Annotated in this window: 19 protein-coding genes; 5 read left to right on the top strand and 14 right to left on the bottom strand. The window is 71.5% G+C overall.

Annotated features, from left to right (window positions below; all coding sequences use genetic code 11):
• Positions 1-22: 22 nt before the first annotated feature.
• The gene (locus HF999_RS01620; RefSeq protein WP_168544199.1) at positions 23-541 is read right to left on the bottom strand and encodes a hypothetical protein; all 519 of its coding nucleotides are present in this window, start codon (positions 539-541) and stop codon (positions 23-25) included.
• Between the two features lie 38 nt (positions 542-579).
• Between HF999_RS01620 and HF999_RS01615 the strand changes: the two genes are divergently transcribed.
• The 3 genes from HF999_RS01615 (at position 580) to HF999_RS01605 (ending at position 2,207) form a co-directional block, all read left to right on the top strand.
• Positions 580-966 carry a YidH family protein gene (locus HF999_RS01615; protein ID WP_168544198.1) on the top strand — a complete coding sequence of 129 codons (387 nt, stop codon included), beginning with the start codon at positions 580-582 and terminating at the stop codon, positions 964-966.
• 10 nt (positions 967-976) lie between these two features.
• Positions 977-1,225 (top strand): hypothetical protein, encoded by a 249-nt coding sequence (locus HF999_RS01610; protein ID WP_168544197.1) that lies wholly within the window; start codon positions 977-979, stop codon positions 1,223-1,225.
• A gap of 61 nt (positions 1,226-1,286) precedes the next feature.
• A complete protein-coding gene (locus HF999_RS01605) occupies positions 1,287-2,207 on the top strand; it encodes a phosphotransferase (RefSeq protein ID WP_168544413.1) in 921 nt (306 codons plus the stop codon).
• Here the strand turns inward: HF999_RS01605 and HF999_RS01600 are convergent.
• Complete coding sequence (locus HF999_RS01600; protein WP_168544196.1) at positions 2,204-2,578, bottom strand: PPOX class F420-dependent oxidoreductase; 375 nt, start codon at positions 2,576-2,578, stop codon at positions 2,204-2,206. The two genes, HF999_RS01605 and HF999_RS01600, sit on opposite strands and share 4 nt — an antisense overlap.
• Positions 2,575-3,603: an alpha/beta hydrolase gene (locus HF999_RS01595; RefSeq protein ID WP_168544195.1), complete on the bottom strand. Its 1,029-nt coding sequence runs from the start codon at positions 3,601-3,603 to the stop codon at positions 2,575-2,577. Before HF999_RS01595 ends, HF999_RS01600 begins: the two co-directional genes overlap by 4 nt.
• A gap of 64 nt (positions 3,604-3,667) precedes the next feature.
• Here HF999_RS01595 and HF999_RS01590 point away from each other — a divergent pair, with 64 nt between their 5' ends.
• Positions 3,668-5,131, top strand: a complete 1,464-nt coding sequence (locus HF999_RS01590; RefSeq protein WP_168544194.1) for an FAD-dependent oxidoreductase — start codon at positions 3,668-3,670, stop codon at positions 5,129-5,131.
• A 4-nt stretch (positions 5,132-5,135) separates the two neighbouring features.
• On the opposite strand, the gene HF999_RS01585 is transcribed toward HF999_RS01590, so the two are convergent.
• The 7 genes from HF999_RS01585 to HF999_RS01555 form a co-directional block, all read right to left on the bottom strand.
• Positions 5,136-5,774 (bottom strand): TetR/AcrR family transcriptional regulator, encoded by a 639-nt coding sequence (locus tag HF999_RS01585; protein ID WP_312853980.1) that lies wholly within the window; start codon positions 5,772-5,774, stop codon positions 5,136-5,138.
• Positions 5,775-5,784: 10 nt separating this feature from the next.
• Positions 5,785-7,545: an ABC transporter ATP-binding protein gene (locus tag HF999_RS01580; protein ID WP_312853979.1), complete on the bottom strand. Its 1,761-nt coding sequence runs from the start codon at positions 7,543-7,545 to the stop codon at positions 5,785-5,787.
• Positions 7,542-9,398, bottom strand: coding sequence for an ABC transporter ATP-binding protein (locus HF999_RS01575; protein ID WP_168544193.1), 1,857 nt, complete (start codon positions 9,396-9,398; stop codon positions 7,542-7,544). The genes HF999_RS01580 and HF999_RS01575 overlap by 4 nt, the downstream gene beginning before the upstream one ends.
• Positions 9,399-9,554: 156 nt before the next feature.
• Positions 9,555-12,107 (bottom strand): ATP-dependent chaperone ClpB, encoded by a 2,553-nt coding sequence (gene clpB, locus HF999_RS01570; RefSeq protein WP_168544192.1) that lies wholly within the window; start codon positions 12,105-12,107, stop codon positions 9,555-9,557.
• 143 nt (positions 12,108-12,250) lie between these two features.
• Positions 12,251-12,874 carry an SGNH/GDSL hydrolase family protein gene (locus HF999_RS01565; RefSeq protein ID WP_168544191.1) on the bottom strand — a complete coding sequence of 208 codons (624 nt, stop codon included), beginning with the start codon at positions 12,872-12,874 and terminating at the stop codon, positions 12,251-12,253.
• A gap of 51 nt (positions 12,875-12,925) precedes the next feature.
• Positions 12,926-14,203 (bottom strand): lipase family protein, encoded by a 1,278-nt coding sequence (locus HF999_RS01560; RefSeq protein ID WP_168544190.1) that lies wholly within the window; start codon positions 14,201-14,203, stop codon positions 12,926-12,928.
• 21 nt (positions 14,204-14,224) lie between these two features.
• A complete protein-coding gene (locus tag HF999_RS01555) occupies positions 14,225-15,031 on the bottom strand; it encodes an SGNH/GDSL hydrolase family protein (RefSeq protein WP_168544189.1) in 807 nt (268 codons plus the stop codon).
• A gap of 229 nt (positions 15,032-15,260) precedes the next feature.
• Between HF999_RS01555 and HF999_RS01550 the strand changes: the two genes are divergently transcribed.
• Positions 15,261-16,409 carry an FAD-binding oxidoreductase gene (locus tag HF999_RS01550; RefSeq protein WP_168544188.1) on the top strand — a complete coding sequence of 383 codons (1,149 nt, stop codon included), beginning with the start codon at positions 15,261-15,263 and terminating at the stop codon, positions 16,407-16,409.
• 15 nt (positions 16,410-16,424) lie between these two features.
• Here HF999_RS01550 and HF999_RS01545 read toward each other — a convergent pair whose 3' ends face one another.
• From HF999_RS01545 to dnaK, 4 genes are read right to left on the bottom strand one after another with little or no spacing between them, the layout of a single operon-like run.
• On the bottom strand, positions 16,425-16,820 hold the full coding sequence (locus HF999_RS01545) for a heat shock protein transcriptional repressor HspR (RefSeq protein ID WP_168544410.1): 396 nt from the start codon (positions 16,818-16,820) through the stop codon (positions 16,425-16,427).
• Between the two features lie 2 nt (positions 16,821-16,822).
• Entirely contained in the window at positions 16,823-18,073 is a 1,251-nt protein-coding gene (gene dnaJ, locus HF999_RS01540) for a molecular chaperone DnaJ (RefSeq protein ID WP_168544187.1), read from the bottom strand.
• Between the two features lie 17 nt (positions 18,074-18,090).
• On the bottom strand, positions 18,091-18,663 hold the full coding sequence (gene grpE, locus HF999_RS01535; RefSeq protein WP_168544186.1) for a nucleotide exchange factor GrpE: 573 nt from the start codon (positions 18,661-18,663) through the stop codon (positions 18,091-18,093).
• A complete protein-coding gene (gene dnaK, locus HF999_RS01530; protein ID WP_168544185.1) occupies positions 18,663-20,504 on the bottom strand; it encodes a molecular chaperone DnaK in 1,842 nt (613 codons plus the stop codon). The genes grpE and dnaK overlap by 1 nt, the downstream gene beginning before the upstream one ends.
• Positions 20,505-20,747: the final 243 nt, after the last annotated feature.

The raw sequence follows: 20,747 nt of genomic DNA, 5'->3' as shown, positions 1-20,747 counted from the left end.
AGTAGCGGGTCGACCGGGGAGTTCACCCGACCGATGGGGTACCGGCGACGGAGATCTGGCCGGAGTAGATCGCGAGCGCCGCCCTGCCGTCCGCGCTCACCTGAATCATCACGACATCACCGACCTCGATGTCGGTCAGTCTGCTGCCGTGCGTCGTGGTCACCTGGGTGGTGGGGCCGGTCTTGAGCGCCACGGTCTGCCCACCCGGCGCGGAGCGCACGACGATCGCATCATCGCCAACCGACAGCACGGCGCCGATCACCTCGCGGCCGGGCGTGATGGCCACGGTCTTCGAGTCGCTCACCGGGACGCCGGCGGACTGCGCGGCCGGCATGACGCGCCGGGACCCGCCCAGCTCGGACGACACGTGCAGCGCGTACGCGATGCCCGCACCGACCACGCCGATGCCGAGCAGGCACAGCAGCACCGCGGGCCACGGGCTGCGGGAGCGAGAGTCACCACCCACGGCGACCACCTCCCTGACGTCCGTTCCGTACCGACACAGCGCCTCGACGACACCAAGCGCGAACCTATTCGGCATGTCTGAGACCTACCTGTGAATGTGGCGGGCGAATCTCTATGACCCCCGCTAGCGTTGTCGGCGTGGGACATCTGTGGCCGCCGCGCGACCTCACCGAGGGCGAGCCGCCGGACGTGCGCTTCACTCTCGCCAACGAGCGCACCTTCCTCGCCTGGATCCGGACCTCATTGGGCCTGATCGCCGCGGCGGTGGGACTGGAGGCGTTCGCGCCGCACGTCGTGCCCGAGCCTGTGCGAACGCCCCTGGTCGTGACGCTGCTCCTCGTCGCGGCCGCACTGGCGGGCTACGCCTTCGTCCGCTGGCTGTCGGTGGAGGGCGCGATGCGCACCCGTCGCGAGTTGCGCGGCACCCCCGCGACGCTGGTCCTCGCCGCGCTGATCGTCCTCGCCGGCGCCGTCCTCGCCGTCTCGCTCCTGGTGACGTGAGGGCCGTGACGTGAGCGCACCGTCGACCCAGGCGGCCGAGCGGACCCTGCTGGCACGCGTGCGCACCGCCGTTGCACTGGTGCTGACCTGCGCGATCGTCGCGCGGGCGGTGCCCAGCGCGCCCGCGGCGATCGCGTGCCTCGCCGTGGCCGCCGCCGCTGTGTTCACCCTGCGGACGCGGCCGCCCGTATCGCACCTGGTGCTCGCGGGGTGTGTGGTCGTGCTCGCGATGGTCGGGCTCCTCGCCACGACGCGCTGAAGGTTCGACAAATCCTTCGACTTCGCACGAAGAATCGGACATCATGGCCCGCGTGAACGACATGACCGACACCGAACGCGCCGCCCGCACGGCCGCCGCCGTCGACGCCGCGATCGGCGCCGCCCGCGAGCTGGGCCTCGACGTCAGCGGCGCGACGGTGCTGCACGACCTGTTCTCCGTGGTGGTGCGGCTGGAGCCGGCGCCCGTGGTGGTCCGCATCCCGACGGTGCTGCCGTCGACCGAGACCCCGGAGACGCTCGCGCGCAGGCAGGCCGACGAGCTGGCCGTGACCGCGTGGCTCGCCGCGCGCCGCGTCCCGGTCCTGGTGCCGTCGCCGCTGGTGCCCGCGCGGCCGGTGCAACGCGACGGCTTCTCGATGACCTTCTGGGAGTACGTCGAGGAGGACGAGGCCGCCGAGCCCGACTACACCGCGAACGCCGAGAGCACAGCCGGGCTGCACGCCGCGCTGCGCGACTACCCGGGTGAGCTGGGCTTCCTCACGACGGCCGATCCGGACGGCGTCGCGGCCGGCCTGGATCTCCTCGCGGGCCGCCCCGACCTGCTGCCCGCCGCGGACGTAGCACGTGCCCGCGCCGAGTGGGCGGCGCTCGAGCCCGCAGTCCGCTCCCGCGCCGCCTTCGAGGCCAGGTTCCCCGGCGTGGAACTGCAGCCGGTGCACGGCGACTGCCCGCCGGCAAACATGTTCGCCGGCGTCGACGGCCTGAGGTACGCGGACTTCGAGCTGGTCACGCTGGGCCCCGTCGAGTGGGATCTCGCGACGCTGGGCGGCGAGCTGGAGGCCGCGTACGACCGCGGCGCGGCGGCCGCCGGCATCCGCGGCCTGCGCCCCGACGTGCTGGAGTTCGTCAGTGCCGTTGGCGTACTCCGCGCGATCACCGCGCTGGCGCTGGTCCCGCAGCTACCGCAGCTCGCGGGGTACCTGCAGCCCGTCGTCGAGCAGTGGCGATCCGCGGACGCCTAGGCGGCGTCGCGGACCCGGATCCCGACGGTGCCGCCCGCGCCCCGTCGGATCTTGGACCCGGTGACGGTGAGCCACCCGAGGACGCCGTACTTCTTCGCGATCTTCGCCCCGGCCTCGCCGCCGTCGATGACCTCGCCGGTGCCCGCGACCTCGGGCCCGAAGGTCTTCTTCCCGCGGGTGTCGCAGGCCTGGACCAGGACCGACGGGTTGCGCCGCAGCCGCTTGACCTTCCAGGAATCGGCGACGGTCCACACCACGAGATCGGCGCCGTCGCGCACGGCCCAGATCGGCGTGGCGACGGGCGTGCCGTCCTTGCGGAAGGTGGTCAGCAGGACGTACTTGGCATCCGCGACATCAGCAACACTGCTCATGCACGCAGCGTAACCGGCCAGGACCCGGGCACGCTGCGCGCGATCCAGCCCGCGATCGCCGCGTTGACCTCGGCGGGCTTCTCCTCGCCCATCCAGTGCCCGGAGTCGACGATCACCTCGGTGAGGTCGGTGCACGCCGCCCGCATCGGGTCGGCGAGACGGGTCCCGACGGTGTCCAGGGTCGCGTCGTAGCGGCCGTGCAGGAACAGGGCGGGCTTGTCGATGCGGCCGCCGTCGATCTCGGTCGCGGCGTACTCCATGTCGGCGGGGGTGTTGACGTACCAGGAGTTGGGGCCGGCCATCCCGTTCCGCTCGAAGGCCGCGACGTAGACGGCGTGATCCTCGGGGGTGAGCACCGCCGGGTCCAGCGGCAGCTGCGGCACGGGGCCGCCGCCGAACCAGCCGCCGTTGCGGGTCACGAGCGCGGTGGGCGCGGGACCGTCGAGATGCCGCGGGTCGCCACTGCGGAACAGCGCCGCGATCAGGCCGGGCAGATCGCTCTCGAACTGGGCCGTCGCCTCGTCGAAGGCCTTGAGGTAGTGCACCTGGTAGTCCCACTGGCCGTACGGGTACTCGTCGGCGGGGTACTTGTCGCGGTCGATGAGGTCGAACGGAGTGGGCCCGGTCGACGGGAAGTGCGGCACGTTGAGCGAGGCCACGGCGTCGACGGCCTCGGGGTGATGGGTCGCGATGTTCCAGACCACGGGCCCGCCCCAGTCGTGCCCGATCCAGATCGCGCTACTCCGGCCGAGCGCGGCGAGCAGCTCCAGCATGTCGGCCACCGCCTCCTCCCGACGGTAGGCCGTCCTGTCCGGGTGCACCGTCGACGATCCGTAGCCGCGCATGTCCGGCGCGACGCAGCGGAAGCCCAGCGCGCCGAGCGCGCGGAGCTGGTGCCGCCAGGAGTACCCGAGCTCGGGCCAGCCGTGCACGAAGACGAGCAGCGGACCGTCGACCGGCCCGGACGCGAGGTACGCGGTGGTGTGGCGCGGGGACCGGGCGATGTGCGGGGTGAGCGTGGTCATGAATCCAGCCTGACACGCGGCCCGATTCCTTGCTCCGGCGCGGCCCGAGGCCCACTATCGAGGTATGCCCCACGTGATCGTCCAGAACTGCTGCAACGACGGGTCGTGCGTGCCGGAGTGCCCGGTGGACTGCATCCACCCCACGCCCGACGAGCCGGAGTACGCCACCGCGGAGATGCTCTACATCGACCCGGACGTGTGCATCGACTGCGGCGCCTGCATCGACGCGTGCCCCGTCTCGGCGATCACCACCGACTACGAGCTGACGACGGAGATGGCGCCGTTCGAGGCCATGAACGCCGAGTACTACCGGGCGGTGGGCTCGTCGGCGGATCGCGACCACCCGTACGCCGACCCGCGGCTGGGCCGCAAACGCCCCGCCTCGGACGCCGCGACGCTGCGGATCGCCGTGGTCGGCGCCGGCGCGGCGGGGCACTACGTGGTGAGCGAGCTCCAGAGCCGGATCGACGTCCGCGCCGAGATCGACGTGTACGAACGCCTGGCGGAGCCGGGCGGGCTGGTCCGGTTCGGCGTCGCACCCGACCACGCCGACACCAAGAAGGTCCAAGAGCAGTTCACGAAATCCCGTGCGCAGAAGGGCGTGACGACGCACCTCGGGGTGCGGGTCGGCGAGGAGGTCTCGCACGAGGACCTGGCGCGCACGCACCACGCCGTGGTCTACGCGGTGGGATCGCTGCACGGCCGCACGCTGGACCTGCCGGGCGCGGAGCTGCCGGGCGTGATCGCCGCCGCGGACCTCGTGGCCTGGTACAACGGCCATCCCGATTTCGCCGGTCTCTCCGTCGATCTCACGCACGAACGGGTGGTGGTCCTGGGCAACGGGAACGTCGCGCTCGATGTCGCGCGGATCCTCACCGCCGACCCCGAGACCTTCGTCGGTACCGATATGACCGACGAGGCCCTTGTCGCCCTGCGGGATTCGCAGGTGCGGGAGGTCGTGGTGCTCGGCCGGCGCGGCCCGGAGCACGCGGCGTTCACGTCGCCGGAGCTGGTGGGACTCGCCCGCACCGTGCCGGTCGTCGTCGAGCCCGAGGACCTCGTCGAGCCCTCCGACGACGACGCCGACGAGCAGACGCGGTTCTATCGCACGCAGAAACTGGCTCTGCTGCGGGCGCTTCCGCCTGCTTCCGCGGGGTCCGGCGAGCGCAGGGTGGTGCTCCGGTTCGGCACGCCGCCCACCGGCATCACCGTCTCCGACGGTGCGCTGTCCGTCGCCTTCGACGACCACGGAGCGCCGGGGAGCCTGGACTGCGGCATGGTGCTCGCGTCGATCGGACTGCGGGGCACGTCCGTGCCCGGCGTCCCCTACGACGAGGCCACCGGAACCATCCCCAACACGGACGGTCGCGTCCTCGGGCCCGACGGTGCCGCCCTCCCCGGCGTGTACGTCGCCGGCTGGTGCAAGCGCGGGCCGACGGGGGTGATCGGCACGAACCGGTTCGACGCCCGCGGCACCGTCGACGCCCTGGTCGAGGACTTCCACGCCGGGATCCTGCGCGCCGAGTAGGCAGCTACAGGCCGGGGCGGCGGTCCGCGAGTCCGGCGATGATGAAGTCGACCTTGGCGTCGAGCGCGGTCCGGTCGATCCAGGCGGGCTCGGGCCGGAAGACGGCGTCGTCCGCGGCGGCCCGGCGCGCCCGGTCGTACCCGGATTCGCCGGAGTCGTCCACCGCGCGCATGGCCTGGATGCCCAGGTGCGAGGCGAAGACGGTGTCGCCGAGGAAGTCCAGGGCGAACGCCGACTGCCCGACGGTCCAGCCGTCCGCGGCGAGCGCGCCGGCGTACGCGGCGGCGACGTGCTCGATGTGGTTGAACGCGATCGGATTCGCGAACACGGCGCGAGTCAGCCCGCGGTGGTCCTCGCAGACCTTCCAACACTCGTCGGCCCACATCCGCAGAACCGCGCGCCAATCGGATCCGGGAGCGGGGAGCGCGATGCTCGCGGCGGCCCTTCGCAGTGCGGCGGCCTCGATCTCGTCCCGCGACCTGAAGACGCGGTAGATCGCCGGGGTGACCACGCCGAGCCGGTCCGCGACCGCCGCCATCGTGAACCGGTCGACGCCCTCGGCGAATGCCGCGTCGATCACGTCGTCGGCGTCGAAGGCGGGCTTCCGCCCGACCTTCCGCGTGATCCCATCGCCCTGTGCCACACCCGGCACTCTAATTCGTCAGTCGCCATCCCTGTGCGGTCCGCAGGTGCTCCCAGTAGGCGGCGTACGTGCCGCCGGCCGCGAGGAGCTCGTCGTGCGTGCCGACCGCCTCGACCGATCCGTCGGCGGCGAGCGCAACGATGAGGTCGGCGTCGGCGATCGTGTTCAGCCGGTGCGCGATGATCAGGACCGTGGCCTCGCGCCGCAGCTGCTCCACCGCCGCGACGATGTTGGCCTCGTTCTCCACGTCGAGCGCGGAGGTGGCCTCGTCGAGCAGCACGACCGGGGCACGCTTGAGCAGTGCACGGGCGATCGCCACCCGCTGCCGTTCCCCGCCCGACAGTGCGCGGCCACCCTCGCCGACCGGCGCGTCCCAGCCCAACGGCAGCCGGCGCGCGATCTCCGCGACGCCGGCGGTCTCGCCGGCGCGCCGGATCTCGTCGTCGGTCGCGTCCTCGCGCCCGACGGCGATGTTCGCGCGGAGCGTGTCGTCGAAGAGGTAGACGTCTTGGAAGACCATCGACAGCTGCCCCATGAGTTGCTCGGTCGTCTGCTCGGTGACCGGAGTCCCGCCCACGAGAACGCGCCCGGAGGTCGTGTCGTAGAAGCGACTGACGAGCTTCGCCACCGTCGTCTTGCCGCTGCCGGACGGCCCGACGAGCGCGACCATGCTCCCGGCCGGCACCCGCAGCGAGACATCGCGGAGCGCGGGCGGACCGTCGGGCGTGTACCCGAAGGTGACGCCCTCCAACGCGATCGCCCCCGGCTCGGGCAGGTCCGACGGTGCGCCGGGCTCCGGCAGGGGCACGGCCGTCAAGACCTCGTCGAGTTGATCGAGCAGGGGCCGGCGGGACTCGAGCGCCATCGCGCTGCTGGTGATCTCGGACAGAGTGGAGGTGAAGCGGAGCGCGAGACCGATGAAGGCGAGCGCGGGGATCGGCGCGAGTCCGCCGGATACGGCGAGGCTTCCGGTGACCGTGATGAGCACGACGATCACGCCCTGCGAGACCATCCCGCTGGTGAGCAGTCCGGCGATCTCGAACCACAGCGCACGCTTCTTGGCCGCCGTCGCCCCGTTCATCGCATCGGTCAAAGGCACGAAATCATCACTGCGGCCGCATGATCGCAGTGCGCCCTGGCACTGCGAGTACTCGACGATCCGGTGCGCGAGCACCGTCTCCTCGGGCTCGTGGATCGAGCGCCCCTTCCGCAGCAGCGCCGTCGACACCAGGGTGATGGCGACGAAGGCGGGCACCGCGATCGTGAGGACGAGGCCGAGCGCGGGATTCCACAGCCAGGCCGCCACGACCACGACCGCCGCCGCGACCGAGCGCGCCACGATCGGGGAGAGCATGTGCGCCAGGATCTCTCCGGCCATCATCAGCTCGGTCGAGACCACCCGGGACAGCGCGCCCGCCCGCGGCCGTGCGAACCATCCCAGGGGCTGCTTGGCCACCTGGTCGCCGACGAGGCGGTGGATGCTGGCGAGGAAGTCGAGGGCCGCGGCGTAGGACCGGCGGCTGGAGAGGTAGTTGACGCCGAAGCTGGCGCCGGCGAGTACGGCGAGCACCCAGAGCCACCCCGCCAGTCCCATCCCCCACACCGGCCCGCCGCTCGCGAGCGCGGAGACAGCGGGGAGCAACGCGGCCAGCGCGAGCCCCTCGACGAGGCCCGCGAGCACCGCGAGCGCGACGACGACGCCCAACGCCTCGGGGCGCGAGAGCATGCGTCGCACCCGCGGAACGATGTCGAGCAGAGGCAGATTCATCATCGCCGGGTTCCTTCGGTCGAGGCGGACGGGGTCGCGCCGCGGCGCCAGAGCCGGGCGTAGCGGGGCTCGGCGAGCAGGTCGTCATGGGTGCCGGTGGCGACGACCCGGCCCTCGTCCACGAGGACGATCTGGTCGACGCCGCTGATGGTCTCCCGCCGGTGTCCGATCACGAGCACGGTGCGGCCGCGCACGAGCGCCGACAGGGCCTGCTGGATCTCGGCCTGCGCCTCGGGGTCGGCGAGTGCGGTCGCCTCGTCGAGCACGAGCACGGGCGCGTCGACGAGGAGTGCGCGGGCGATGGCGATCCGCTGGGCCTGCCCGCCGGAGAGTCCCGTACCGGCGCCGTAGACCGTGTCGAAACCTTCTGGGAGACGCTCGATCTCGTCGAGGATCCGGGCGGCACGTGCCGCCGCGCGCACCTGCTCGTCGTCGGCGTCGGGCCGGCCGAGGGCGATGTTGTCGCGGATGCTGATCGAGAGCAGCTGCGGGTCCTGCAGCACGAAACCGACGTGCGCGTACAGGTCCGCGATGCGGTCGACCGGGACGCCGCCGATGCGGATCGTGCCGGACCGGGGATCGTCGAACCGGGCGAGCAGCGTCGCGATGGTCGACTTCCCGGATCCCGACGGACCCACCAACGCCGTCACGGTGCCCTGCCGCAGGGTGAAGCTCACGTCGTCGACGGCGAGCGCACCGTCGTCGCCCCCGTACGAGTAGGCGACGTTCTCGAACACCACGTCGTGCCCCTCCGGCCGCGCGGCGGCCGCCACGTCCGGGAGCACCGGCGTCTCGAGCACCTCCTGCAACCGCAGGGCCGCGGCCCCGGCGAGTTGCTGCGACCACGTGGAGTGCATGATCACCTCCAGCGTGTACGGGACCAGGAGCGCGATGAGCGACGTGGCGAGGACATCGGCGGCCGTCACCGCTCCCCCGTGCACCAGGACGGCGCCGCCGCCCACGTTCACGAGGAGGATCAACGGCACCGCGAGGAACGACGAGCCCACGGCGGAGATCCGGACGAGCGGCCGCACCCAGTCCGCGTAGAAGGTGTGGAACTCGTCGGCCGCCTCCTGATAGTTGCGGTGCGCCCGTCCGACCCGGCCGAAGGCCTTGACCACGGCGATCCCGGTCACGAACTCGACGGTCCGCGCGGACACCGTCGACAGGCGGCGGTCCATCTGGACGGTCATCTCACCCATGCCACGAGCCGAGAACGCCATCGCGAGGGCGTAGAGCGGAAGCGTCCCGATCGACAGCAGGCCCAGGCGCCAATCGATGACGAAGGCGTAGACCATCAGGGCGAGCGGCATCACGACGGCATTCGTGACGTCCACCGGCTGATGCGCGATCAGCTGGTGCACCGTCCCGATGTCGTCCTGCAGGGACTTGCGGACACGGCCCGAGTTGGTGGCGGTGAACCAGGCCAGAGGCACGCGCGCGATCCGGTCCACCATCCGCTGCCGGACGTGGTGCCCGAACCGCAGGTCGGCGACGTGCGTGACCGCGAGGGCCGCCAGGTAGATCCCGAGGCGGGCGGCGAAGCTCACGATGAGGATCTGCAGCCAGCGGTCGACCGCGGCCCGATCGACCGCGGCACCGGTCGCCGCCGCATCGAGGAGCAGCGCGCCGATCCGGACCAGCGCGATGTAGGGCACCACGGCGAGCACCGCCGAGACCACCGCCATGGCGCGGCCCAGCACCAGCCCACCGGCCACCGGTCGCGTGAGGTCCTTCAGCGCGGCGGCGCCCGCGCGGTGCTGCGCCTTCGCCGACGCCGGCTCCGCCTGAGGCGGGGTCGTCGGTGCCGTCGCGGGCGGGGCGTCGAGAGCGGATGTGGACGGGTCGGTCGCCATAGGACTCCTACTTAGGTGAGCCATATCTAATTCTGAACGCCGTTCACAGTAGGTCGTGCCTCCCTGCTTAGCAAGCCCCCAATCCGCCCCCGGACAGCGAAAGGTCCCGCCCTCCGGAAGGAGGACGGGACCGTGCCGTGCGCGGATCGCTCGGCGTCAGCCGACGATGAGCCGGTCTCCGTCGTCGCTGACGGTGACCTTCACCGCGTCGCCGTCGCGGACATCGCCCGCGAGCAGTGCCTTGGCGAGCTGGTCGCCGATGGCCTGCTGCACCAGCCGGCGCAGCGGGCGGGCACCGTAGAGCGGGTCGAAGCCGCGCTCCGCGAGCCAGCCCTTGGCCTCGTCGGAGACCTCGAGCTCCAGCCGGCGCTGGCTCAGCCGCTTGCGCAGCTGGTCCAGCTGGATGTCGACGATGCCGGTCAGCTGGTCCGAGCTCAGCGCGTCGAAGATGAGCACGTCATCGAGCCGGTTGATGAACTCCGGCTTGAACTTCGCGCGCACCGCGGCCATCACCTGCTCGGGCGTGCCGCCCGCGCCCAGGTTGGACGTGAGGATCAGGATGGTGTTGCGGAAGTCCACCGTGCGACCCTGACCGTCGGTGAGCCGGCCCTCGTCGAGCACCTGCAGCAGCACGTCGAAGACATCCGGGTGCGCCTTCTCGACCTCGTCGAACAGCACCACCGTGTAGGGGCGGCGCCGCACGGCCTCGGTCAGCTGACCGCCGGCCTCGTAACCGACGTACCCGGGGGGCGCACCGACGAGCCTTGCGACGGAGTGCTTCTCGCCGTACTCGGACATGTCGATGCGGACCATGGCGCGCTCGTCGTCGAAGAGGAACTCCGCGAGCCCCTTCGCCAGCTCCGTCTTGCCCACGCCCGTGGGGCCGAGGAACAGGAACGAGCCGGTGGGCCGGTTCGGGTCCGCGACGCCGGCCCGGGTGCGGCGCACCGCATCCGAGACGGCCTCGACCGCAGCGGTCTGGCCGATGACGCGCTTGCCGATCTCGGCCTCCATGCGCAGCAGCTTCGCGGTCTCACCCTCGAGCATGCGGCCGGCGGGGATGCCGGTCCAGGCGGAGACCACGTCGGCCACATCGTCCGGACCGACCTCCTCCTTGAGCATGACCTCGCCGTCGGACGCGGCGCCCGAGCGGGCGACGGCCTCGTCGAGTTCCTTCTCCAGCGCGGGGATCTGGCCGTAGCGCAGCTCCGCCGCCCGGCCGAGGTCACCGTCGCGCTCGGCGCGCTCCGACTCGCCCTTGAGGGTCTCGAGCTGCTCCTTGAGTGCGCGCACCGAATCGATGGCGCCCTTCTCGTTCTGCCAGCGCGAGTTCAGCTGCGCCAGCTTCTCCTTGTGGTCGGCGAGCTCGCCGCGCAGCTTCTCCAGGCGGTCCTTGGACGCGTCGTCGGACTCCTTCGACAGCGCCATCTCCTCGATCTCGAGACGACGGACCAGCCGCTCCTCGGCGTCGATCTCCTCGGGGCGCGAGTCGATCTCCATCCGCAGGCGCGACGCGGCCTCGTCGACGAGGTCGATCGCCTTGTCCGGCAGGAACCGCGACGTGATGTAGCGGTCCGACAGCGACGCGGCGGCGACGAGGGCGGAGTCCGTGATGCGCACGCCGTGGTGCACCTCGTAGCGCTCCTTGAGGCCGCGCAGGATCCCGACGGTGTCCTCCACCGACGGCTCGCCCACCAGCACCTGCTGGAACCGGCGCTCGAGTGCGGCGTCCTTCTCGATGTACTGGCGGTACTCGTCGAGCGTGGTGGCGCCCACGAGCCGCAGCTCGCCGCGGGCGAGCATCGGCTTGATCATGTTGCCCGCGTCCATCGCGGAATCGCCGGTGGCGCCGGCACCCACGATGGTGTGCAGCTCGTCGATGAAGGTGATGATCTGGCCGGCGGAGTCCTTGATCTCGTCGAGCACGGCCTTGAGCCGCTCCTCGAACTCGCCGCGGTACTTCGCGCCGGCGACCATCGCACCCAGGTCCAGCGAGACGACGGTCTTGTCGCGCAGCGACTCCGGCACATCGCCGGTGACGACGCGCTGCGCCAGGCCCTCGACGATGGCCGTCTTGCCCACGCCGGGCTCGCCGATCAGCACCGGGTTGTTCTTGGTGCGACGGCTGAGCACCTGCACGACACGACGGATCTCGTTGTCGCGCCCGATGACCGGGTCGAGCTTGCCCTCGCGGGCCCGCGCGGTGAGGTCGGTCGAGTACTTCTCGAGCGCCTGGTACTGGCCCTCCGGGTTCTCCGAGGTGACCTTCGCGCTGCCGAGGACGGCCGTGAAGGCGTCGCGGATCGACTGCGGGTTCGCGCCCGCGTCGCCGAGCACCTGCGCGGCCTCGCCGCCGGCCTCCGCGAGACCGTAGAGCACGTGCTCGGTGGAGACGAACTGGTCGCCCATCTCGGTGGCCAGCTTCTGCGCGGCGCTGATCGACGCGATCGACTCACGGCTGAGCTGCGGAGTGGAGCTGGACCCGCTGGCCTTCGGCTTGCGGTCGACGGTCTCCTGCGCACGGTTGCGCACGGTGACGGGATCCACACCCACCGCCTTGAGCAGCGGAGCGGCGATCCCGTCGGTCTGGTCGAGCAACGCCACCAGCAGGTGCGACGGAGAGATCTCCGGGTTGCCCGCGGCGGACGCCGCCTGCAGTGCCGAGGTCAGCGCGGCCTGCGTCTTGGTGGTGGGGCTGAACGAATCCACTTGAGTAGACCTCCTGCGGTCGGGGACGGAACATGGCGTGCAACCTGAGCGCTGTCCACTCAAGTATGCCTACTGACAGATTCAACCGCCATAGCCTTGAGTCTGTTCCACTCAAGTCAGGAGCTTACTGTGATCCTCGTCGCTCAGGCCAGCGCGGCGACGCGCTCCGCGAGCTTCTGATGGGTCGCGGCATCGGGATGGCCGTCGGCGCTGGCCCCGTACACCCAGCCCTCGCTGAGCGGCGAGATGACGGACACCGTCGGATCGACGGACCGGGCCGCGCCCACGATGGCGGCCTCGGTGGCGCGGGCGTCGGGGCCGCTACCGCGGACCGTCGGGAACACCGTGATCAGCGCGACCTTGGCGTTCGGCGCCTGCCGGCGCACCGTCGTGATGACCTGCCGCACCTGGGCGTCGATCGCGGAGGTCGAGGCGCCGACGTCGTTGGACCCCGCCTGCACCACGACCAGCGACGGGTCGTGCGCGGGCAGGTTCGCGGCCTGCGTGAGCCCGGCGATCGCACCGTCGTTGTACCCCGCACCGCTGCGGGCACTGAGGTAGACCGAGCGGCCGGCGATGGCGCTGATCATCCGCGGGTAGGCCACGACGCCGGCCACCTCGTACCCCGTCGAGATCGACGCGCCGATCACCACGATCGGGCGGCCGTCGGAGCCCTGCGCGGCGGGCACGGCGGCCACCGGTGCCGCACCGACGGCCGCCACGACGACACCGATCCCGACGATTGCCCCTAAACGCGACACGCTCATGCCGACATCTTGACACAACACCCGCCACATGCATAACTTCCGCAACTCACGTTACGCGGCGGGGCTGATCCGCCGCGCCCCGAGCACCCGACCACCGGCCATCCGCGCCACGACCGCGCCGTGCCGGAGCAGGCCGCCCCAGACGCCCGGGCGCGCGGCGAGCACCGTCGAACGGGTGCGGTCCCGCGCCGGCACCCCCGCGATCCGCGCGGCGAGCCAGTCCAGGCTCGGCGTCACGGACAGCACCAGGGCCGTGAGGTGCTCGGACGCCCCGTCGCGCAGGTAGTCGACGGTGGCCCCCAGCTCCCGGTAGGTCGCGACCAGGCCGTCGACATCGTCGACGGAGATGATCGGGTCGTGGACGGCCTGCACCACCAGCAGGGGGCACGACGGTGCCGCCCGCCCGGGTTCGATATCGGCGAACATCGCCACCTGTGCGGGCCGCGCCAGGAACTCCTCGAGCGGCATCGTCAGGACCGATCCGACGTCGAAGCCGCGGAACCGCGCCACCGCCCCGATCGTGCTGAACTCCGCGGCGCTCGTGAGCAGCTCCCGCGCCCGGGGCGTGCTGTGCGCGTCGAGGTCGGTGCGGAAGTCCGGGTAGGCGCGGTAGAGGCCCGCGACGACGGCGAGTGCGAGGCCGCCGAAGGGGCCGCCCGCGAGCCGCAGGAAGGTGCTGCGGAGATTCCCGACGGGGCTGCCGAGCACGGCACCGCCGAGCGCGATCTCCGGCGCGTAGGTGGGCTGCAGCTCCGCGGCCCAGGCCGTCGCGAGGCCGCCGCCGGAGTAGCCGAACAGCACCGTCGGGTCCTGCGGGCGGACACCGAAGGGCGCGAAGGCGCGGGCGGCGCGGATCCCGTCGAGCGTGCAGTACCCGGACTCGCGGGGCACGCCCCAGTTCCCGGACGTGCCCTCGTGATCGGGCACGACGACCGCCCAGCCGCGGGACAGTGCCATCCCGATGACGAGCAATTCCCACCGGGTCGCCGAGCCGTACGCGCGGGCGCCGCGCCGCAGCGCGTACGAGGGGAAGCTGCGCGGCGAGAGCGAGTCGATCGCGCACTGGAAGGAGAGCAGGGGCCGCGGACCGTCGGCGGCGCCGGCGGGGAGGATCAGCGTGGCGACGGAGGTCTGCGGCGCGCCGCTGTGGTCGGCGGTGCGGTACTGGACCTGCCAGGCACGATGCGGGATCCGGACGCCGCCGAAGACGCCGAGCTCGCCCCGGCGGCTCCGCAGGATCGCGCCGGGCGCCGCGTCCGCCCACCCCGCGGCCGGAACGAGGAAGGCATCGTCCTCGGGAAGAGGCGGTCGCGGGATCCTGGACGTCATCGCCTCAGGCTAACGCCGGATTCAGGCGAGTGCAGAAACCCGTTCGGCGAGGCGCTCGTGCGCGGCGATACCCGGGTGGCCGTCGGCCGCAGCGCGGTAGGTCCAGCCCTCGTTCAACGGCGAGATCACGGCGACGGACGGATCGACCGCGCGCGCGGCACCGATGATCGCGGCGTCGGTGCTGCGGGCGGCGGCCCCGTTGTGGATGGACGGGAACACCGTGACCACGGCGATCTTGGCACCGGGCGCCTGCCGGCGCACCGTCGACACGACCTGCCGCACCTGGCCCGCGACGACGCCGGGCGACGCGCCCACGTCGTTGGTGCCGGCCTGCAGCACGACCAGCGACGGGTTGGCGCGCGGCAGGTCGGCGGCGCGGGTGAGCTGCGCCATCGAGCCGTCCGCGTAGCCGGCGCCGCTGCGAGCACTGACCAGCACGGGGCGACCGGAGATCGCCCGGACCTGGCGGGGGTAGGCGTCGACGCTCGGGACCTCCTTGCCCGCGGACACCGAGGCGCCGATCACGACGACCGGTCGGCGATCGACGGCCGCCTGGATGCGCGGCGCGCTGCTACCGCCCGCGGGGGCGACGCGGGGCGCCACCCGGACCGCGGGCTTCGCCAGGGCGACCGGCTTCGCCTGCTGCGCGTGCGCGATGCCCTGCGCGGCCACCGGCTGCGCGCCGGTCGTGTTCACGCCACCGCCGTGCCCGGGGCCGGCGTCCGCGGAGGCGGCCGCGATCGCGAACGGGGCGATCGCGATACCCGCGCCGAGCGCGACGCCGTATCCGAATCGACGCAGGTGACGACGGTTCCGCAAGGCGAGCATGGCGACGGGCCCTCTCTCGAGCTCGAACGATTCGGCGGCGATCCGACGAGGCGGTTCGCACAGGACGAACCCGCGGCGCGATGCCGCGGGCTCCTGCAACGAATGTACTCGATCGCCCACGCCCCGGCCCGCCCCGGCGCGTGCGATCCGCTTTCCCGTGCTCGACCTGCGCCTGCACGTACGATGGTCGGGTCAGGTACGGGTTCCGACGGGCAGGAGCGGACGCGAGGTGGGGTCGCATTCACGGCACGGTCTGGCGCAGATCGCGGCCGACATCCGCCCCCAGGCCGACGAGTTCACCAAGAACCTGTTCGCCCGGCTCTTCGCGATGGATCCGTCGCTGCGCGACCTGTTCCCCGCCAGCATGACGGCGCACCGGGCCGTGTTCCACCGGGTGCTCGACCACGTCTTCACCGCGATCCCGCGGACCGAGGGCCATGACGAGCTGATCGAGTTCCTCGCGCAGCTGGGCCGCGACCACCGCAAGTACGGGCTCACCGAGGCGAACTACGACACGATGACCGACGCGCTCATCGCGGAGGTGCACGCGGTCTACCGTCCGCACGGCGGCCTGGACCCCGAGGACGCCGACGTGCTCGAGCAGGGGGTGCGGCTGCTGACCGGCGTGATGCGCGGCGGCGCCCACTCCGATCCCACGCCCGCCCGTCGCACGGGCCGCGTCGTCGAGGTGCTCCGGCCGCACCCGGGGCTCGCCGTGGTTCGGCTCGTCACCGACGAGCCCCTCCTGTTCCGGCCCGGCCAGTATGTGGAGACGCAGATCCCGCAGGTCCCGCGGCAGTGGCGCCCGCTCTCGATCGCCGTACCGCCCAACACGCAGGGCCAGGTCGAGTTCCACATCCGGTCGGTCAACGGCGGGTACGTCTCGAGCACGGTCTTCGCCGAGACCCGGGCCGGGGACCTGTGGCACTTCGGGCAGGTCCACGGGCTCCTCCGGCCCGACGGTGACCGTCCGGTCACCATGATCGCCGGGGGTACGGGCCTCGCACCGATGAAGTCGATCCTGCTGGCCATGGGCATGAACGCCGACAACCCCGACGTGCACCTCCTGGTGGGGGCGCGATCGCCGGGGTTGCTCTACGACTCGGATTCGTTGGTGCCGCTGGCCGCCACCAATCCGTGGCTGAAGGTGACGCAGGTGACCGATGCGCGGCGGGATCCGTGGTGGCTCAAGCATCCCGCCACGGCGTATCGCAGCCTCCCGCTGCGCCACGGCTCGCTGGTCGACGCGATGGCCGACCTCGACCTCACCGGGCGGCAGGTGCTGATCGCCGGCCCGAAGGGCCTGCTGCGCGCCGCCCGCGACGCGGCGATCGCCCGCGGGGCCGCCCCGGAGGACGTGCTGCACGACCCGCTGTGACCCGGAGGACCGGGTTCAGCGGCGCCGGCTCCGGGGCTGCCAGACCACCATGGCCGAGGACTTCGGCACGTGCACCAGCTCGGTGCCGGTGCGGTGCGCGGTCTCGACCTGAGCGGTGAGCTCCTCCACGCGGCGCTGCAGCGCGTCGACCTGATTGGTGAGGTCGATGATCCGCTTGATACCGGCCAGGTTGACGCCCTCGTCCTGCGAGAGTCGCTGTACCTCGCGCAGCAGATCGACGTCGCGCGTGGAGTAGCGCCGCCCCCCGCCCGCCGACCGCTCGGGCGTGACGAGCCCGAGACGGTCGTACGTGCGGAGGGTCTGCGCGTGCATCCCCGCGAGCTGCGCAGCCACCGAGATCATGAACACGTGTGCGTCCGGATCGTCGGGGAACCGCTTGTCGCCGTTCATCGTCACGCCCCCGGGCCGCTCGCGCCGCGCGCTGCACCGGCCCAGCCGCTGCGCGGATCGAATCCGCTCGCGCGCTCGGCCTCGGTGTAGGCGCGCAGCGCCTCCTGGGCCCGATCGTCGAGCGACGGCGGGACCGCCACCTGCACCTTGACGAGCAGATCGCCGTGTCCGCCGGCCCGCTTGGGCACACCCCGGCCGCGCACCCGGAGAGTGCGGCCGTCGGTGGTACCCGGCGGGATCTTCACCCCCACGGACTGGGTCAGCGTCGGCACCGTGACGGTGGCGCCCAGCGCCAGCTCCGAGAAGCTGACGGGCAGGGTGACCAGGAGGTCGTCGCCGTTGCGGCTGAAGACCTCGTCGGCCTTCACCTGCACGGTCACGAACAGGTCGCCCGACGGTGCCCCGCGCATCCCCGCCTGCCCCTGGCCGGCCAGGCGGATGCGCTGGCCGTCCTTGACCCCGGGCGGGATCTTGACGTTCACCGTGCGGGTGCGCACGGTGACACCGGTGCCGTTGCAGTCGGTGCAGGGGTCGTCGATCACCGAGCCGGTGCCGCGGCAGTCCGGGCACGGCTCGGAGAAGCTGAACGCCCCCTGGTTCCGGCTCACGAGCCCGGAACCGTTGCAGGACTGGCACACCCGCGGGCTGGTTCCCGGCTTGGCGCCGGAACCGTGGCAGGTGGTGCACGGCGACGGCGAGGTCAACGTGATCGGCGTGGTCACGCCGAGCGTCGCGTCCCGGAAGCCGAGCGTGATCTCCGACTCGAGATCGCTGCCCCGACGGGGCCGCGTGGCCTGGGGGCCGGGGCCGCCCTGCGCCGCGCCGCCACGGTTGAAGAGACCCTCGAAGATGTCCCCGAAGCCCCCACCACCGCCGTTGCCGGATGCCGCACCGTCGAAGATGTCCGAGAAGGAGAACCCGCCCGAACCGCCTCCCGCGTTGCCGAAGCCGCCGGTACCGAAACCGCCTGCGCCGCCGCCGTAACCGCCCGACCCACTGGAGCCGAAGCGACCGCCGCCGAACAGGCGCCGCGTCTCGTCGTACTCCTTGCGCTTGGCCGGGTCGGAGAGCACGGCGTGCGCCTCCGAGACCCGCTTGAAGCGCTCCTCGGCCTGCGTGTTCCCCGGATTCGCATCCGGATGCAGCTCACGGGCGAGCTTGCGGTAGGCCTTCTTGATCTCGTCCGCGGTCGCTCCGGAGCTGACGCCCAGCTCCTTGTAGAAGTCCTGTTCGACCCATTCCCGCTGTGCCACTGGGCATCACCTCCCTTCTATGAGTCGCCCGGTGCGGACTGAACCGATGCATCCGCCGGACGATCCGTGACGGCGACCATCGCATTGCGGATCACCCTGCCATCGATCTGATATCCCTGGCGCAGCACCGTCCCCACAACGGGGTCGGCACCGTCGCCCTCGTGCTGGACGGCCTCGTGGATCGCCGGGTCGAACTCGTCGCCCTCCGCACCGAAGGGCTCGAGTCCGAGGCCCTTGAGCACGCCGTCGAGCTTGTCGGACACGGACTTGAGCGGTCCGGCCTCGAGGTCGCCATGACCCCGGGCCCGGTCCAGATCGTCGAGGACCACGAGCAGCTCGCCCACGACGAAGGCCTTGCCCGCGGCGCGCGCGTCGACGACCTCGCGCGCCGTGCGCTTGCGGTAGTTGGCGAACTCCGCCGAGACGCGCTGCAGGTCGGCGGTGAGTTCCGCCTCCTTGCTCGACGGCGCCCCGTCCACGACCTCGGCCTGCGCCGCGTCGTCCGGCCCGGCCGGGGCCGTGGCGGATTCCTCCGCCACGGCCTCGGGGGTCACCTCGTCCGGTTCCACCGGATTCTCGGGGCTCGTCATTACTTGGCGTCCTTCGGATCCTCGTCGACGACCTCGGCGTCCACGACACCGTCGTCCTGCTGGGCGCCGGCGTCGGCACCCTCAGCGCCCGCCTCGGCACCGGCCGCGGCGTAGATGGCCTGGCCCAGAGCCTGCGACTCGGTCGACAGCTTCTCGACGGCCGACTTCACGGCGGCGATGTCGGTGCCCTGGAGCGCCTCGTTCGCCTCCTTGATCGCGGCCTCGACCTTCTCCTTGTTCTCGGCCGGGACCTTGTCGGCGTTCTCGGCCAGGAACTTCTCGGTCTGGTTGACCAGCGACTCGGCCTGGTTGCGGGTCTCCGCCTCCTCCTTGCGCGCCTTGTCCTCCGCGGCGTGCGCCTCGGCGTCCTTGATCATCCGGTCGATCTCCTCCTGCGACAGGCCACTGCCGTCGGAGATCTTGATGGTGTTCTCCTTGCCCGTGCCCTTGTCCTTCGCGGTCACGTGCACGATGCCGTTGGCGTCGATGTCGAAGGTGACCTCGATCTGCGGCACGCCGCGCGGAGCCGGCGCGATGCCGGTCAGCTCGAAGCTGCCGAGCAGCTTGTTGTGCGCCGCGATCTCACGCTCGCCCTGGAACACCTGGATCTGCACCGACGGCTGGTTGTCGTCCGCCGTGGTGAAGGTCTCGGACCGCTTGGTGGGGATCGTGGTGTTGCGCTCGATGAGCTTGGTCATCACGCCGCCCTTGGTCTCGATGCCGAGGGACAGCGGGGTGACGTCGAGCAGCAGCACGTCCTTGACCTCGCCGCGCAGCACGCCGGCCTGCAGGGCGGCGCCGACGGCGACGACCTCGTCCGGGTTGACGCCCTTGTTGGGCTCCTGGCCGCCGGTGAGCTCCTTGACCAGCTCGGTCACGGCGGGCATACGGGTGGAACCACCGACCAGCACGACGTGGTCGATGTCGCCCACGGCGATCCCGGCGTCCTTGATGACGGCCTGGAAGGGCTTGCGGGTGCGCTCGAGCAGATCGTTAGTGATCTTCTGGAACTCACTACGGCTGAGGTTCTCGTCGAGGAACAGCGGGTTCTTGTCCGCGTCCACCGTGATGTACGGCAGGTTGATCGAGGTGCTCTGCCCCGAGCTCAGCTCGATCTTCGCCTTCTCCGCGGCCTCGCGCAGACGCTGCATGGCCATCTTGTCCTTGGTCAGGTCGATGCCGTGCTGCGCCTTGAACTTCTCGACGAGCCAGTCGACGATGCGCTGATCCCAGTCGTCACCACCGAGGTTGTTGTCGCCCGAGGTCGCGCGGACCTCGACGACGCCGTCGCCGATCTCCAGCAGCGAGACGTCGAAGGTGCCGCCACCGAGGTCGAAGACCAGGATGGTCTGCTCCTTCTCGCCCTTGTCCAGGCCGTACGCGAGCGCGGCGGCGGTGGGCTCGTTGACGATGCGGAGCACGTTCAGGCCCGCGATCTGGCCGGCCTCCTTGGTGGCCTGGCGCTGCGCGTCGTTGAAGTACGCGGGCACCGTCACGACGGCGTCGGTGACGTCCTCGCCCAGGTACGCCTCGGCGTCGCGCTTGAGCTTCATCAGCGTGCGGGCGCTGATCTCCTGGCTGGTGTAGTCCTTGTCGTCGATCTTCTGCGTCCAGTCCGTACCGATGTGACGCTTGACCGAGCGGATGGTGCGGTCGACGTTCGTGACGGCCTGGTTCTTAGCGGGCTGACCCACCAGGACCTCGCCGTTGCGCGCGAAGGCCACCACCGACGGGGTGGTCCGCGAGCCCTCGGCGTTCGCGATCACGACCGCCTCGCCGCCCTCGAGGACAGCGACGCACGAGTTGGTGGTGCCGAGGTCGATGCCTACTGCACGTCCCATATTTGTTTGCCTCCTGGTTGCCGGCCGCACGCGGCCGATGGTTTCTTCCTGCTGAACAAGACTTCAGCGCCCCCGACTCAAGGGGCGAACACTTCAGTTCTACCCCATTGAGCGGGACACGCTCAAGTAGTACGTCCTGTCCAACGGACGCCCGGACGGGAATGTTCCCGATTCCCGGAAATTCTTGAGTCAGATCCGCTCAACTCTGGTCGGTGCAGGTCACAGGCTCCGACGGTCCGCTGC

Source organism: Tsukamurella spumae, from assembly GCF_012396015.1.
Lineage (GTDB): Bacteria > Actinomycetota > Actinomycetes > Mycobacteriales > Mycobacteriaceae > Tsukamurella > Tsukamurella spumae.
This window is presented reverse-complemented; position numbering and strand designations above follow the sequence as displayed.

Bases quoted from the DNA above. Each gene is read 5' to 3' on its own strand.
- HF999_RS01620 (WP_168544199.1), bottom strand. From the start codon at position 541: ATGCCGAATAGGTTCGCGCTTGGTGTCGTCGAGGCGCTGTGTCGGTAC.
- HF999_RS01615 (WP_168544198.1), top strand. From the start codon at position 580: ATGACCCCCGCTAGCGTTGTCGGCGTGGGACATCTGTGGCCGCCGCGC.
- HF999_RS01605 (WP_168544413.1), top strand. From the start codon at position 1,287: ATGACCGACACCGAACGCGCCGCCCGCACGGCCGCCGCCGTCGACGCC.
- HF999_RS01600 (WP_168544196.1), bottom strand. From the start codon at position 2,578: ATGAGCAGTGTTGCTGATGTCGCGGATGCCAAGTACGTCCTGCTGACC.
- HF999_RS01595 (WP_168544195.1), bottom strand. From the start codon at position 3,603: ATGACCACGCTCACCCCGCACATCGCCCGGTCCCCGCGCCACACCACC.
- HF999_RS01590 (WP_168544194.1), top strand. From the start codon at position 3,668: ATGCCCCACGTGATCGTCCAGAACTGCTGCAACGACGGGTCGTGCGTG.
- HF999_RS01580 (WP_312853979.1), bottom strand. From the start codon at position 7,545: ATGATGAATCTGCCTCTGCTCGACATCGTTCCGCGGGTGCGACGCATG.
- HF999_RS01575 (WP_168544193.1), bottom strand. From the start codon at position 9,398: ATGGCGACCGACCCGTCCACATCCGCTCTCGACGCCCCGCCCGCGACG.
- HF999_RS01565 (WP_168544191.1), bottom strand. From the start codon at position 12,874: ATGAGCGTGTCGCGTTTAGGGGCAATCGTCGGGATCGGTGTCGTCGTG.
- HF999_RS01560 (WP_168544190.1), bottom strand. From the start codon at position 14,203: ATGACGTCCAGGATCCCGCGACCGCCTCTTCCCGAGGACGATGCCTTC.
- HF999_RS01555 (WP_168544189.1), bottom strand. From the start codon at position 15,031: ATGCTCGCCTTGCGGAACCGTCGTCACCTGCGTCGATTCGGATACGGC.
- HF999_RS01545 (WP_168544410.1), bottom strand. From the start codon at position 16,820: ATGAACGGCGACAAGCGGTTCCCCGACGATCCGGACGCACACGTGTTC.
- grpE (WP_168544186.1), bottom strand. From the start codon at position 18,663: ATGACGAGCCCCGAGAATCCGGTGGAACCGGACGAGGTGACCCCCGAG.
- dnaK (WP_168544185.1), bottom strand. From the start codon at position 20,504: ATGGGACGTGCAGTAGGCATCGACCTCGGCACCACCAACTCGTGCGTC.